Annotated in this window: 15 protein-coding genes; 6 read left to right on the forward strand and 9 right to left on the reverse strand. The window is 64.3% G+C overall.

All coding sequences use genetic code 11. The features are described from left to right. Positions 1-15: 15 nt before the first annotated feature. Positions 16-1,731: a gamma-glutamyltransferase family protein gene (locus HFP57_RS11385; RefSeq protein ID WP_176869875.1), complete on the reverse strand. Its 1,716-nt coding sequence runs from the start codon at positions 1,729-1,731 to the stop codon at positions 16-18. A 139-nt stretch (positions 1,732-1,870) separates the two neighbouring features. Here HFP57_RS11385 and HFP57_RS11390 point away from each other — a divergent pair, with 139 nt between their 5' ends. Further along, positions 1,871-3,661, forward strand: a complete 1,791-nt coding sequence (locus HFP57_RS11390; RefSeq protein WP_176869876.1) for an AMP-dependent synthetase/ligase — start codon at positions 1,871-1,873, stop codon at positions 3,659-3,661. Positions 3,662-3,679: 18 nt separating this feature from the next. Here the strand turns inward: HFP57_RS11390 and HFP57_RS11395 are convergent, their stop codons facing one another. Both HFP57_RS11395 and gloB read right to left on the reverse strand, forming a co-directional pair. Further along, positions 3,680-4,099, reverse strand: a complete 420-nt coding sequence (locus HFP57_RS11395) for a hypothetical protein (protein ID WP_218135016.1) — start codon at positions 4,097-4,099, stop codon at positions 3,680-3,682. Positions 4,100-4,151: 52 nt separating this feature from the next. Further along, entirely contained in the window at positions 4,152-4,874 is a 723-nt protein-coding gene (gene gloB / locus HFP57_RS11400) for a hydroxyacylglutathione hydrolase (protein ID WP_176869878.1), read from the reverse strand. Positions 4,875-5,052: 178 nt separating this feature from the next. Between gloB and HFP57_RS11405 the strand changes: the two genes are divergently transcribed. Beyond that, entirely contained in the window at positions 5,053-6,747 is a 1,695-nt protein-coding gene (locus HFP57_RS11405) for a sensor domain-containing diguanylate cyclase (protein WP_176869879.1), read from the forward strand. A gap of 19 nt (positions 6,748-6,766) precedes the next feature. Here the strand turns inward: HFP57_RS11405 and HFP57_RS11410 are convergent, their stop codons facing one another. Continuing rightward, positions 6,767-7,198 (reverse strand): VOC family protein, encoded by a 432-nt coding sequence (locus tag HFP57_RS11410; RefSeq protein ID WP_176869880.1) that lies wholly within the window; start codon positions 7,196-7,198, stop codon positions 6,767-6,769. Between the two features lie 196 nt (positions 7,199-7,394). On the opposite strand from HFP57_RS11410, the gene HFP57_RS11415 reads away from it, so the two are divergent. After that, positions 7,395-8,099 (forward strand): SIMPL domain-containing protein, encoded by a 705-nt coding sequence (locus tag HFP57_RS11415; protein WP_246263673.1) that lies wholly within the window; start codon positions 7,395-7,397, stop codon positions 8,097-8,099. On the opposite strand, the gene HFP57_RS11420 is transcribed toward HFP57_RS11415, so the two are convergent. Beyond that, positions 8,096-8,974, reverse strand: a complete 879-nt coding sequence (locus HFP57_RS11420) for a tetratricopeptide repeat protein (protein WP_176869882.1) — start codon at positions 8,972-8,974, stop codon at positions 8,096-8,098. The two genes, HFP57_RS11415 and HFP57_RS11420, sit on opposite strands and share 4 nt — an antisense overlap. Before the next feature lies 1 nt (position 8,975). Then, positions 8,976-9,725 (reverse strand): alpha/beta fold hydrolase, encoded by a 750-nt coding sequence (locus tag HFP57_RS11425; RefSeq protein WP_176869883.1) that lies wholly within the window; start codon positions 9,723-9,725, stop codon positions 8,976-8,978. 114 nt (positions 9,726-9,839) lie between these two features. On the opposite strand from HFP57_RS11425, the gene HFP57_RS18075 reads away from it, so the two are divergent. After that, on the forward strand, positions 9,840-10,250 hold the full coding sequence (locus tag HFP57_RS18075) for a DM13 domain-containing protein (protein ID WP_246263128.1): 411 nt from the start codon (positions 9,840-9,842) through the stop codon (positions 10,248-10,250). Further along, positions 10,208-10,300 carry a hypothetical protein gene (locus tag HFP57_RS18285; RefSeq protein WP_425500741.1) on the forward strand — a complete coding sequence of 31 codons (93 nt, stop codon included), beginning with the start codon at positions 10,208-10,210 and terminating at the stop codon, positions 10,298-10,300. The genes HFP57_RS18075 and HFP57_RS18285 overlap by 43 nt, the downstream gene beginning before the upstream one ends. Here the strand turns inward: HFP57_RS18285 and HFP57_RS11435 are convergent. From HFP57_RS11435 to HFP57_RS18165, 3 genes are all read right to left on the reverse strand, one after another. Next, positions 10,297-10,905 carry a 2-hydroxychromene-2-carboxylate isomerase gene (locus tag HFP57_RS11435; protein ID WP_176869885.1) on the reverse strand — a complete coding sequence of 203 codons (609 nt, stop codon included), beginning with the start codon at positions 10,903-10,905 and terminating at the stop codon, positions 10,297-10,299. The two genes, HFP57_RS18285 and HFP57_RS11435, sit on opposite strands and share 4 nt — an antisense overlap. Before the next feature lie 2 nt (positions 10,906-10,907). Then, positions 10,908-11,648: an SDR family oxidoreductase gene (locus HFP57_RS11440; RefSeq protein ID WP_176869886.1), complete on the reverse strand. Its 741-nt coding sequence runs from the start codon at positions 11,646-11,648 to the stop codon at positions 10,908-10,910. Positions 11,649-11,718: 70 nt separating this feature from the next. Continuing rightward, positions 11,719-11,841 carry a hypothetical protein gene (locus tag HFP57_RS18165; protein ID WP_281363093.1) on the reverse strand — a complete coding sequence of 41 codons (123 nt, stop codon included), beginning with the start codon at positions 11,839-11,841 and terminating at the stop codon, positions 11,719-11,721. Between the two features lie 181 nt (positions 11,842-12,022). On the opposite strand from HFP57_RS18165, the gene thrS reads away from it, so the two are divergent. Then, positions 12,023-14,020, forward strand: coding sequence for a threonine--tRNA ligase (thrS, locus tag HFP57_RS11445; protein WP_176869887.1), 1,998 nt, complete (start codon positions 12,023-12,025; stop codon positions 14,018-14,020). Positions 14,021-14,133: the final 113 nt, after the last annotated feature.

A 14,133-nucleotide genomic window follows, 5' to 3' on the forward strand; every position in this document is an offset into this window, starting at 1 on the left:
AGGGCCCCGGCGCGCTCAGCGCGAGCCGATCAGCACGACGCCTTCGCGGCGCGGATCGAAACCGCCATCGACCCGGCCTTCGCGGATCAACACGCCATGAACGCCTGAGTCCTCGCCCCGTCCCGGCGTAACCTCGAGACCCCGCGCGGCGAGGCCCGCGATGACATCGGGATCGAACCGATCCACCTCGCCGCCGATCCGCGAGCCGCGGGCCACGAGATTGGGGAGTGCGAGGGCATCCTGCATCGGCAGGCCCCAATCGATCGCCGCGACGAGCGATTTGCCGACATAGGCGAGGATCGAATTGCCGCCGGCCGATCCGATCGCGCCGGCAAAGTCGCCATCGGCATCGAGCAGGATCAGCGGCGACATGGACGAGCGCGGCCGCTTGCCGGGCGCGACGGCATTCGCCGCCGGCGCCCCGTCCGGCCCGACCGGATCGAAGGAGAAGTCGGTGAGCTGGTTGTTGAGGAAGAAGCCGTCGACCATCCGCCCGCTGCCGAAGATCGACTCGACCGTCGTCGTCATCGAGACGACATTGCCCTCGGCATCGCGGATTACGAAATGCGACGTGCCGGCGGGTTCCAGAGTGCGATCCGCGGCAGGCGCCGGGACGCCTTCGGGCCGGCCCGCTGCCGGAGGGGCCATCGCGGTGTCGCCGATGAGCGCGGCGCGGCGATCGAGATAATCGGGCGTCAGCAGCCCGTCGACCGGCACATCGACATCGCCATAATAGGCGTCCCGATCGGCATACATCAGCCGGCTCGCTTCGGCGAAGAGGAACCAGGCTTGGGAATCCTCCGGCCCGCGCTCGGCGATATCAGTGCGCTCGAGCAGGCCGAACAGTTGCAGCAGCGCCGCGCCGCTGGACGGCGGCGGCGGCGCGCAGATCCGGTATACCCGATATGGCCGGCAGACCGGCTCGCGCTTCACCGGCCGGTAGGCCGCAAGATCGGTCATCGTCATCTGCCCGCCCAGCGGGCCCGCCCGGGTCCGCGCGACGATCGCGGCGGCGGTGCTGCCGCGATACAGGGCGTCCGGTCCTTCGGCGGCCAGCCGTCTCAGGAAACCGGCATAGTCGGGATTGCGCAGGCGATCGCCCGGCCGCAGCCGGGTGCCATCGGGGCGAGAAAAATAGGCGTCAGCATCCGGCACCGAAAGCTGCGGGAAATTGAATGTCAGAAAACGGCCGAGCCGCGGGCTGACGATGAACCCGTTCTCGGCTGTATCGACGGCGCTGCCGAACAGGCCGCTCCAGTCGAGCGCGCCATGCTCGTCATGCGCCAGCGCCAGCGCGGCGACCGCGCCGGGAACACCCGTCGCGCGTCCGCTGACAACGGCATCGCGATAGGAGAGCGGTGTGCCGTCGGCGTCGAGAAACATCGAACGGCTCGCCTGGGCGGGCGCAGTTTCGCGGCCATCGTAAACGGTCAGCGCGCCGGTCTCGCCGTCGAAATAATGGAGAAAGGCCCCGCCCCCCATTCCGGAGGATTGGGGTTCGACGAGAGACAGCATCGCCTGGGTCGCGATCGCGGCATCGATCGCGGTGCCCCCGCGTTCGAGCACGTCCATCCCGGCGCTCGCCGCGAGCGGGTTGGCGGCAATGACGAAAGGCTGCGCGGCGGCGCTTTCGGCGGCCGGCGATTGCGGCTCGACTATTTGGGTTTGCGAGGATGCGCACGAAGCGAGCATGAGCAGGCCGAGCGCGGCGAGAAATCGGTGAAGCATCATCACCGCTTCCCTTAGGCGAACGCCGAGGGGATTGTCTATCTGGCGCTGACGCCAATATCCGCTAAAAGCGTGGCTTGCCGGTCCCTCCCGGGTTCGGCGGTGGCCCAACCGACTATTATCTTCCCCAGGACGAATGATCATGCGCCAGCTCGAACATTTCCCCAACCTCCTGACGATGTTCTTCACCCGGGTGCGGGAGAAGGGCGACGCGCCTTTTCTCTGGAAACATGGCGATTCAGGCTGGGAGTCGATCAGTTGGCGCGAAACGGCCGAACAGGTCTGCGCGCTCGCCGATGCGCTCGAGCGGCTCGGTCTCAAGCGCGGCGACCGCGTGATGCTGGTCTCCGAAAACCGGCCCGAATGGTGCATCGCCGATCTCGGCATCATGGCTGCTGGCTGCATCACCGTGCCCACCTACACCACGAACACCGAGCGCGATCATACGCATATCCTGGAGGACAGCCGGTCCAAGGCGGTCATCGTTTCCACCCAGAAGCTTGCCAAATCGATCACCAGCGCGGCGCTCAACGCCACCCATTGCAAATCGATCATCGGCATCGAACCGATGCGCGTCGGCCAGGGCGGCGATGTGCGGTATTACGACTGGTCGTCGCTGCTTAGCGCCGAAACTCCGGATGTCGATGCGCGGGCGGCGGCCTGCGATTTCGCGCGCGAGGATACCGCCTGCATCATCTATACCAGCGGAACCGGCGGCGCGCCGCGCGGCGTGATGCAGCATCATGGCGCGATCCTCCACAATTGCGAGGGCTGCGTCGCGGTGATTTCGGAGGATTTCGGATGGAAGCAAGAAGTATTCCTGTCCTTCCTCCCGCTCAGCCATGCTTACGAGCATAGCGGCGGACAATTCTTCCCGATCGGCCTCGGCGCGGAAATCTACTATTCGCGGGGCCTCGACAAGCTGGCCGCCGATATTCTCGAGACCCGGCCGACGATCATGGTCGTCGTTCCCCGGCTGTTCGAAGTGCTGCGGCAGCGCCTGCTCAAGACAATCGAGAAACAGGGCAAGTTCCCCAACTACATGCTGCAAAAGGCACTCGATATCGGCGAAAAGGATTATGGAGGATCGGTTCCGATCAAGGACAAGCCGATGGATGTGCTGCTCGACGTCATCCTGCGGCCCAAGATCCGCAAGCGATTCGGCGGCCGACTGAAGGCGATGGTGTCTGGCGGTGCGCCGCTCAATCCCGAAATCGGCATCTTCTTCCATTCGCTCGGGCTGACCTTGCTGCAGGGATATGGCCAGACGGAGGCTGCACCGGTCATCAGCTGCAATCGCCCCAAGACCGGCCTGAAGATGGATACGGTCGGCCCGCCGCTCCAGAACACCGAGGTCAGGATCGCCGAGGACGGCGAAATCCTCGTCCGCGGCGAACTCGTCATGCACGGCTATTGGCGCAACGCGGAAGAAACCGACCGCGTCCTCAAGGACGGCTGGCTTCATACCGGCGATATCGGGCATATCGACGACGCTGGCCGGATCGCGATAACGGACCGCAAGAAGGACCTCATCGTCAACGACAAGGGCGACAATGTCGCGCCCCAGCGGGTCGAAGGTATGCTTACACTCGAACCGGAAATTCTGCAGGCGATGGTCGTCGGCGACAAGCGCCCCCATCTCGTCGGCCTGATCGTCCCCGATCCCGAATGGGTGCGGGAATGGGCGGCGGAGAACGGCGTGCCCAATGACGAGGTCGCCCTGCGCGAAAATCCCGAATTCCACCGGGCGGTTTCGGCGGCGGTCGACCGGGTCAACAAGGGGCTGTCCACCGTCGAGAAGGTCCGCCGCGTCGTCTTCGCGGACGAACCCTTCAGCGTCGAGAACGACCAAATGACGCCGTCGATGAAAATCCGCCGCCATGTCCTGCGCGCGGTCTATGGCGAACGGCTCGACGCGCTCTACAAGCGGTAGCGCGCGGCGGTTCCTGTACTATTCGGGCCGGTACGGCGTAAATTCGCCCAACGCGCAGCTGCCGAACGACGCGCCGCTGTACGGATCGCGCACCTCGACGAGTTCGCCGCTGCACAGCTGGCTCGAGCCGTAGCGCTGCGAAACGAGCGTGCTTTCTGAACGCAGGGTCGGGCACATGCCGTCCAGATCGTTCCGATACACGACGGGGCCCACCCGATAGAGGATCATCTGGTTGCCGATGATCGAGGTTTGCGTCGTCGGACGGGTATTGATGCAGGGCTGACTGTCGCCCGGCGTCTTGCCGTCGAGCAAGGCGGCCATTCGGCGTTCGTCGCGCTCCGACAGGGCATCGGCGCCGGAGTTGGACGCTTCCATCGCACTGGCCGCGCATCCGGCGAGCAGGGGTAATGCGAACGCCATGGGTAGTAATCGAACCATGAGAGTTCCTTTCGCTTTTTGCCCCCGAACCTTCCGGTTACCACAAATCCGCCTAGAACGCATCCTTTGCGGCACGGCGCTCGGCGAGTTCGGCGGCGGACCGGGCGCGCATGAAGGGATTGGTGGCGCGCTCGAGCCCGATCGTCGTCGGTACAGTCGCCTCGCCGCGCTCGCGCATGGCGACGACCTCTGCCATCCTCTCGGTCAGCGCCTGATTGTCCGGCTCGGCGGTCACGGCATAGCGGCCATTGGCCTCGGTATATTCGTGGGCGCAATAGACGCGCGTTTCGTCGGGCAGTGCTTCGAGCTTGCGCATATTCGCATACATCTGTTCGGCCGTTCCCTCGAACAGCCGCCCACAGCCCATGGCGAACAGCGTGTCGCCTACGAATGCGGCCTTTTCGCTCGGCAAGTGATAGGCGATATGGCCGGCCGTGTGGGCCGGGACGTCGATCACCTCGGCGACGACATCGCCCAGCCTTGCGGTATCGCCTTCCTTGACCGTCCGGTCGAGCGTCGGAATGCGCGCCTGCTCGGCCTCCGGGCCGGTTATCGTGCAGCCGGTCGCCGCCTTGATCGCCTCGTTGCCGCCCGTATGGTCAGGGTGCCAGTGCGTGTTCCAGATCTGGGTGATCGGCCAGCCGCGCTCGTCGGCCTCAGCGAGTACCGGATCGGCGACGGCGGGATCGACGACCATCGTCTCGCCGCTTTCCGGTTCGTGGACGAGCCAGACATAATTGTCGGACAGGACGGGGATGCGGACGATTTCAAGCATGAAACAGTCATAGGCTCGCGACCCGCCAAAGTTAAGACTTCGCCCGACACCAGCCCGATGTGTCGGGGCCCCGATGTCGACTTGCCCGCAGTTCCAGTCCTTTCGCGCCATGGAAACGTTAACGCCGCTTCAACGTCGCTGAGATAGAAACGTTCAAGGGGTCAAGGACGAGGGACGAGTGGGATTGCGGTTACTGCTCCATATCCTGTTGATTATAAGCGCATTTGTCGCAGCGGGTCCGCTGTCCGCAGCCGAGCCGCTCGTCGACCGGTTGTGCGTCCTGCAGACCGCGACCGATGTCGATTTCGATGCTGCCATGGCCCGTTCCGATCGATGCCGCGACGGCGATTTTTCGATAGCCGGCCCCCGCGTCTGGGCGTTCGCCCCGGTCGCCGATCTGGCGGACATCGGGGAGCCGTTGCTGCTGAGTGTCGATCCGTCGAGCTTCGAACGGATGCTCGTGCATGTGCGCGATGCCGAAGGCCACTGGACCGGCCGAAGCTATGACAATCGGATCGCCGCCGAAAACTGGCGCGCGGGGATGCGGTTTACAGTCGGCCTTGCAACCGACGGCGCGGACGTCACGGCCCTCGCCGTCGCATTCGATCGGCCTCGGCTTCCATCGAACATATCCAATCTCGCATTGACCGGTCCCCTGGCGGCGGAGACCAATCATGTCCGCACGAGCCTGTTCTACGCCTTCTTCATCGCCCTGCTGATCGTGCCGATGATCTACAATCTCGCCTTCTTCTCCGTGCTGCGCGAGCAATTCATGCTCTGGCATATCGGCATGGGGTGCGGGATCATCGGCTATGCGATCTTCTCCGGCGGGTTCGTCTACTATCTCGTGCCCGATATCGCGCTGCCGACACGCTGGACGCTCAATATGTGGAGCATCGCGGTCGGGGTGACCGCGTCCGCCATGTTCTGCCGTACCTTTCTCGAGCCGGGCAAGGTATCGCCGCTGATCCTGCGCGCGATCGACGCGTCGGCGATCCTGATCCTCGTCACGACGGCAACCGTCACATTGGGCGGACCGCCGCTGCGCGTCATCGGCCAGAAAATCTATCTGCTCTCCTTCGCGCCCGCGACAACGCTTTTCGCGATCGCGATCATCCAGGCGCTGTTCCGCGACAGCCGGGCGGCGCGGTTCCAGGCGGTTGCCTGGAGCGCGCTCATTCTGTGCGCCTTCGATCGTATCGGGCGCGGTATCGGGCTTTACGAGGGGCCTGCCATACTCGATTTCGCAATCTATATCGCGCTGGCATTCGAAACGGTCGTGACCGCGCTCGGCATCGCCGATCGCGTGATGACCATCCGGCGTCAACGCGACAGCGCGCGCGAGAGCGAAGCGGCATTCGAGAAGCTGGCGAGCACGGACTATCTGACCGGTCTCAACAACCGGCGCGCGCTCGTCGCCGCCTTCGACGACGCGACGGGCTCATTCGGCGCCCGCGGTTTTGCGCTGGTCGATCTCGATCATTTCAAACGCGTCAACGACCGGCACGGACACGATGTCGGCGACCGGGTCTTGCAATCGATCGCGCAAGTCATGCGGGAATGGAGCAACGTCACCGCGGGCCGCATCGGGGGCGAGGAATTCGTCGCGCTGATCCACAGCGCCGATCCGAGGGAAACGGCCAAGCGTCTGTGCGCGGCGATCAGCGACCATGTGCGGGATGCGGTCCCCGAGCTCCAGGACCCGCTGACCGCCAGCATCGGGCTCGTGCCCATTCTCCCGGGCCAGAGTTTCACGGAAGCCTATCGGGCTGCGGACAAATGCCTCTACCGTGCGAAGGAGGCGGGCCGCAATCAGGTCGTTGCGGACTGGAACGCGCCTGTTGTCGGCGAACCGGAGCGCGCCGTCGCCTAGCGTTCGGGCCGGACAGGCCTTACCATTCGCCGACATTCTCCATCGACGCCCAAGGCTCGGCCGGCGCTTTCGCCTCACCCTTCTGCAGCAATTCGATCGAGATATCGTCGGGCGAGCGGACAAAAGCCATCCGCCCGTCGCGCGGCGGGCGGTTGATCGTGACACCGCCGTCCATCAGCCGCTGGCAGCTTTCATAGATATCGTCGACCGCATAGGCGAGATGGCCGAAATTCCGCCCGCCATCATATTGCTCCGCCTCGCCATCTTCGGGCGGCCAGTTATAGGTGAGTTCTACTTGCGCGTCCTCGTCGCCGGGCGCGGCGAGAAAGACGAGCGTGAAACGGCCCTGCTCGCTGTCGTAGCGCTTGAGCTCCCGGAGACCGAGCAGATCGAAAAAGGCGCGGGTTTCGTCGATATCGGAAACGCGGATCATCGTGTGAAGATATTTCATCGGATCTTTTTCCTTCCGTCGGTCAACGGCTCATCGTAAGTCAGCAACGGTTCATCTCTGAAGCTTCATAGCCGGAACCGGTATCGGGTCGCGTCATAGACGCCCGCCGGGGCGAACGAAAGCACTGGCGGGCGAGCATAAGGGGTGTGAACCGATGACCGACGACAATAGCGAAAACAAAGGCCGGGGCTGGCATATGCCGGACTCGCGAACGATCCTGATCGCGAGCGGAATGCTCGGCGTCAGCATGATCGCGGGCGGCTATCTGCTCGGTGACGGCCTGTTGCGGGCTCGCATGGCGGACCGGTCGGTAACCGTGCGCGGACTCGCCGAGCGCGAGGTGACGGCGGACTTGGCGACCTGGACGATTTCCTATTCGGCGCGCTCGTCGAACCTCGCCGAGGCGCAGGGCGATATCGACCGCGACACCGAGGCGATCCGCGCCTTTTTCGGGGAACTCGGCTTCGAAGCCGAAGCGCTGCAACCCTCGGGCGTCAACGTATCGCAATACAGCAACAATAGGGGGCAGCAGACCTATACGATCCGCCAGCGGCTGCAGCTCCGGACAACCGACATCGAACGGGCGCAGGACGCCGTCGCCCGCCAGTTCGATCTCGTCCGCCGCGGCGTCGTGCTCGAGGAAGGATCGGGCATGAGCTACACCTTCACCCGGCTGAACGAGATCAAGCCCGAGATGGTGGCCGAGGCGACGCGGGACGCGCGGGCATCGGCCAACCAGTTCGCCGAAGACAGCGGCACCGATGTCGGCGGCATCCGCAGCGCGACGCAGGGCTATTTCTCGATCCAGTCGCGCGACGGAGACGCTGGCGGCTATGGCGTCGCCGACACGCCCTACAAACAGGTACGCGTCGTCACGACGATCGATTTCTATCTGGATTAGTTCTGCGGATCTGCAGGCTCCGGAGATTCGATCTCCGCACCATCCGGCAGCTCGACCGGTACGCCGGGCTCTTCCGCCAGCAAAGCCGCCAGCCGTTCGAGATAGCGTGCCGCAGCCTGACCCGGCACGCCGTCCGGGTCCACCGCAGCGGCGCGCGTCCAGGCTTGTTCAGCGATATCATAGGCGTTCAGCCCGATCGCGATATTGCCTGCCTCGAGCAGGGTCGCGGCATCATTCTGGTCGAGTTCGAGCGCGCGGTCGATAAAGTCGCCGGCCGCATCCAGATCGCCCTGCCGCCGCGCCAGGGTCGCCGAGAGCAGCCAGACGGCATTGTCATTGGGCAGCAGCGCCTGAGCGGCAATGAGATCGGCCTGCGCCGCGTTGCCGTCGTTCAGCCCGACATGCGCCTGGGCGCGTTCGAGCAGGATATTGCCGCGCACATCGTCGCTGAGATCGGGGTCGGCGAGCACCGTATCGAACCGCGTCTTCGCCGCCGCCGCGTCGCCCTTTCTCAGCGCCACGCGCCCGGCATTGGCGAGAATGCCGATACGGCGCGTATCTTCCACGGCCTCGGCGAGATCGTGCGCGCGCAGATAGGCGCGCTCGGCAGCGTCCCAATCAGCCGTGTTTTCGTAGCCGACGCCGAGGCACAGCTCGGCCTCGATGCCGCCATCCGTCAACGCCCAGCGCGCGCCCTCGGCGATCGCGGCGTTGGGGTCGGAATCTGCCAAGCGCATGCAGTTCAGCAACCGCTGGGCTCGCGCCATGGCCGCGGATTCGGTTTCGACCGCGCTCTCCTCGCGCGGCGGAATCAGGACCGGGTCGACAGGCGGCGGGGCCGCCTGCAGCGCGGCAAGGAACACAAACAAACTCATGTCAGGACGCTTTCAGGCTCGCGAGCAACCATTCGATTTGGGCCAGCAGCCGCGCGACATCCTCGACGCGCGACAGCCGGTGATCGCCATCCTTGACGAGCGTGACATGGACATCGGCTGAACGCAGCTGTCGCGCGAGGCGAACCGAATATTCCCAGGGGACGTCGCGGTCCTGCTGGCCATGAACCAGACGCACCGGGCAATCGATGGCGATCTCGGTGCCCAGCAGCCGGCTCGCTTCGCCGCTCTCGAAAAAGGTCCGGCTCGTCACATAGGGAGAATCGTCATAGTCGGAGGGCTGTTCGAGCCGTCCGTCGCGCAGGATCGTGAGCTTCTCGTCCTGAGTGAAACCCCAGTCGGTGAAATCGGGCGCCGCCGCGATGCCGACCAGCGCCGATACGCGCTCGGGATGCGCGAGCGCGCAGAGCAGCATCAGCCAGCCGCCCATCGATGAACCGATCAGCACGACCGGCCCCAGCACGAGCGCGTTGACGAGGTCCATGACATCGTCGCGCCAGTCGGTCAGTTTCTGCTCCTCGAACTCGCCATCGCTCGATCCGCATCCGGCATAGTCCAACAGCAGGCAGGCGCGGTTTTCCGCCTCCGCATAGGCCATGATCGCGCTCGCTTTGGAGCCGGTCATGTCCGACATGTAGCCGGGCAGGAAAACCAGCGTCGGGCCGATGCCTTCGCGATGGCGATAGGCGAGACGCGGCCTGCCCTTGCGATCGTGATAACGAAGTTCGGTCATCCGGATGCCCCCTTGCGAATCAGGCGATTCGTCCACGCGCTGTAACCATGATTGGCCGCGATGCGAAGCCCGGCACGACCGCACGTCGCCGACCCGCAACCGCAAGGACCGCTCATGACCCCATTACGCACGCTCCCGCACATCGCCCTCGCCGCAACAGCTGTTGCAGCCTTGACCATTCCGCTTTCGTCCGGGCCCTATCCGTCTTCCGCCGTTGCACAGACAGCCGTCGACGAGACCCTTGCGTCCGGCCGGTTCAGCGGGGCGGATCGATCGCACCGGGCCAGCGGATCGGCGCGGGTCGTTCGTCTCGCCAATGGAGAACTGGAGGTCCGCCTCGAGGGCTTTTCGGTAACCGGCGGGCCGGACCTCAGGGTCTGGGTCACCGATGCGCCGCGGATCCCCAATGCCCGGGCGGCAAGACGCGCCGCCATGCCGATCTGGGACGGTTGCGGCGCAGCCGCGGCGATCAAAGCTACCGGATCCCGGCCGACGCGCTCGATGGCGAGTATCGCTCGGTCGTGATCTGGTGCCGCGCCTTCGGGGTGCTGTTTGCAAGTGCGCCGCTAGCCTAGCCGGCCGCCGCTATCGCTTCTTCGACCTGACCGAGCCGTTCCTTGCCGAAGAACATCTCGTCGTCGACATAAAAGGTCGGAATGCCGAATGCACCGCGTTCGACGGCCGCCGCCGTATTGTCGATCAACGCCTGCTTGATCGCCGGGTCCTGCGCCCCTTCGACCAGCGCCGCGCCGTCGAAGCCCGACTCGAGCATCGCTGCGGCATAGACTTCGGCATCGTCCATCTTCTTCGGTGCTTCCCACATATGGTGCAGGCCGGCCTCGACATAATCCATCAGCCGCCCGTCGCGATCGGCGACGAGCGCTCCGCGCTGGAGCAAGACCGTATTCACCGGAAAATGCGGGTTGAAATTGAAGTCGGACAATCCGTGCTTCTCGATGAAACGACGAAACTCGAGCTGTTCATAGGCCAGCTTGTTGGGGATCGGCGCATAGGCGGCCATCGGCGCCTGATTGCCGGTCGCCTTGAAAATGCCGCCGAGCAGACAGGGTATGTAACGGAACGTCGCACCGGTACGTTCGGCAATCCCCGGCAACACGCGATGCACGAGATACGCGTTCGGGCTCGCAAAATCGAAGATGAAATCGACGGTCATACTCATGGCTACCAGCTCTCCTTCCAGGGCCTGAGGTCCAGTTCATGTGTCCAGGCGCTGCGCGGCTGCTTGTGCAGCATCACATAATTGGCGGCGATCGCATCGGGCGACAGAATGGCATCCTCGTCGCGCTTCGTATCGACGTCCGGCAGGTTTTCGCGAATGAACTTCGAATCGATGGCCCCGTCGATCACGACATGGGCGACATGGATATTCTTCGGCCCCAGTTCGCGCGCCATCGTCTGGGCCAGCGCGCGCAGCGCGAATTTCGCCCCCGCAAAGGCGCTATAGCCCGGCCCGCCGCGCAGGCTTGCGGTCGCGCCGGTAAAGAGGATCGTGCCCCGGCCGCGTTCGGCCATATTCTTCGCAACCTCCCGGCCCATCAGGAAACCGGCGAAGGCAGCCATCTCCCAGACCTTGCGGTAGACGCGGGCCGTCGTCTCGGTGATCGGGAAATTCACGTTGGCGCCGATATTGAAGACGGCCGCCTCGATCGGGCCAACCTCGCTCTCGATCTGCGCGACAAGTGCGATCATCGCATCCTCATCCCGGGCATCGGTCGGCATCGCATGAGCCACACCGCCGTCCGACCGGATGCTGCTCGCCAGCGTCTCGAGCGCCCCGGCATGACGAGGCCGTCGCACGAGGCAGGCCGCCAGCCCTTCCCGTGCAAAGGCGCGGGCTATCGCGCCGCCCGTATCATCGCCCGCCCCGATAACGAGACAGGCTCCTGAAGAATCCGCTGCCATCGCTCACAGCGATGCGCATATCGAAGATGAAAATGCAACTTGGCCCGACGCCGTGTCAGGCGCTTCTCGATCAGCTCTGGATCGCGCCGGCATCGGCTGCGACGATCGCGGGCCTTTGGTCGTCCGGGACGGTGCAGGCCAGGACGAAGGATGCGGCAGCACCCATGAACAACGCGGCGCCGGCGATACGCATAATACTAACTCCCTGTTTTCATTCGTTGGAACCCTAACGCTCAATCCGTTAATAGTTTCCGGATCGCGTAAAAAAGCGCGACTGCCCTGCTCCCGGCAGCCATGCTGTTGCTTGACTTGTTTCAACCCCCATCTAAGGCAGCCGCTGGCGAAAATGCCGCTTTGGAGTAGCGAACAGTTCGATGGCCGATATGATTTCCATCACACTTCCCGACGGATCGGTGCGCGAAGTCGAGTCCGGCACGACTCCGGGGGACGTCGCGGCGGATATCGGCCCCGGACTCGCCAAGGCCGCGCTGGCGGCGAAAGTCGATGGCGAGATACGCGACATCATGAGTCCGCTGGAGCGCGACACCGAACTGGCCCTAATTACGAGCCGTGACGAGGCCGAGGCGCTCGAACTTGCGCGGCACGATTATGCGCATGTGCTGGCGGAAGCGGTGCAGTCTCTGTTCCCGGGTACGCAGATTACCTTCGGCCCCTCAACCGAGGACGGCTTCTATTACGACTTCGCGCCCAAGGACCGGCCGTTTACGGACGACGACCTGCCCGCAATCGAGGAAGAGATGCGCCGCATCATCGCGGCGGACAAACCGCTGCGCCGCGAAGTCTGGGAGCGCGATGCGCTGATCGAACGCTGGGAGAAAGATGGTGAGACGTTCAAGGCCGAATGGGCCGCCGAGCTTCCCGAAGGCGAAGAACTGAGCGTCTATTGGTCGGGCGACGACTGGATGGACATGTGCCGTGGCCCGCATCTGGCCTCGACCGGCAAGCTCGACCCGAAGGCGTTCAAGCTGCTGCGCGTATCCGGCGCCTATTGGCGTGGCGACCAGCGCAATCCGCAGCTCTCGCGCATTTATGGCACGGGCTGGCTCAACCGAAAGCAACTCGCCCAGCACCTGCACCGGCTTGAGGAAGCGGCCAAGCGCGACCATCGCAAGCTCGGGCAGGAAATGGATCTCTTCCATCTCCAGCCCGAGGCACAAGGCAGCGTTTTCTGGCACCCCAAAGGCTATATCATCTGGCGCGAGCTCGAAGCTTATATACGCCGCCGGATTGACGAGGCCGGCTATGCCGAGGTCAAGACGCCGCAGCTGATGGATGCGAAGCAATGGCAGCAATCCGGCCATTGGGGAAAGTATCGCGAAAACATGTTCGTCGTGCCCGACGAGATTCCATCGACCGAGGACGAGGGGCCGATCGTTTCGAGCGACGCCGACATGATGGCGTTGAAGCCGATGAACTGCCCCGCGCACGTCCTCATCTTCCGCCAGGGCATCAAGAGCTACCGCGACCTGCCGATCCGCATGGCCGAGATGGGCTGCTGCCATCGCAACGAGCCGCATGGCGCCTTGCACGGCCTGCTCCGCGTCCGCCAGATGACGCAGGATGATGGCCATATTTTCGTGCGCGAGGACCAGCTCGTCGAAGAGGTCCGGCACTTTTGCGAACTCACGGATCGCGTCTATCGCGATTTCGGCTTCGAGGGCTATGCGATCAAGCTGGCTCTGCGGCCTGAACAGCGTTTCGGTTCTGACGAAGACTGGGACAAGGCGGAGACCGAGTTGCGCGATGCGGTCGTCGAAGCCGGCATGGCCACCGATGACTATGGCTGGGAGGAGCTTCCCGGCGAAGGCGCTTTCTACGCCCCGAAACTCGAATGGCACCTGACGGATGCGATCGGACGGACCTGGCAGGTCGGCACCATCCAGTCGGACCGGGTGCTGCCCGACCGGCTCGATGCCAGCTATGTCGGCGAAGATGGCGAACGCCACCGGCCCGTGATGCTGCATCGCGCGGTGATCGGCACCTATGAACGGTTCATCGGCATTCTGATCGAGCATTATTCTGGCAAACTGCCGCTCTGGCTGGCGCCGGTGCAGGCGACCGTCGCGACGATCGTCTCGGATGCCGACGACTATGCCGAAAAGGTCGCAGGGAGATTGCTCGAGGCCGGCATCCGGGTCGAAACCGATCTGCGCAACGAGAAGATCAACTACAAGGTGCGCGAACATTCGGTCGCCAAGGTTCCGAACCTGCTGGTCGTCGGCAAACGCGAGGCCGAGGAGGGCACCGTGGCGTTGCGGCGTCTCGGCTCGGACGAGCACCAGAAGGTGATGACGCTCGACGAACTGGTGACGATGCTCGGCGATGAGGCGAGGCCGCCCGACCTGCGATAGCGTGGTTCAATCGGCGTGCGCGCAAAGCACGGCTTTGATTCCGCGCCGAAGCACCGTATATTGAGGACAAAGGGCGCAGTGCCGCGCCCGGTAACAGGAGATATTGCTATACG

This window comes from Parasphingopyxis algicola (assembly GCF_013378075.1).
In the GTDB taxonomy this organism is placed as follows: Bacteria; Pseudomonadota; Alphaproteobacteria; order Sphingomonadales; family Sphingomonadaceae; genus Parasphingopyxis; species Parasphingopyxis algicola.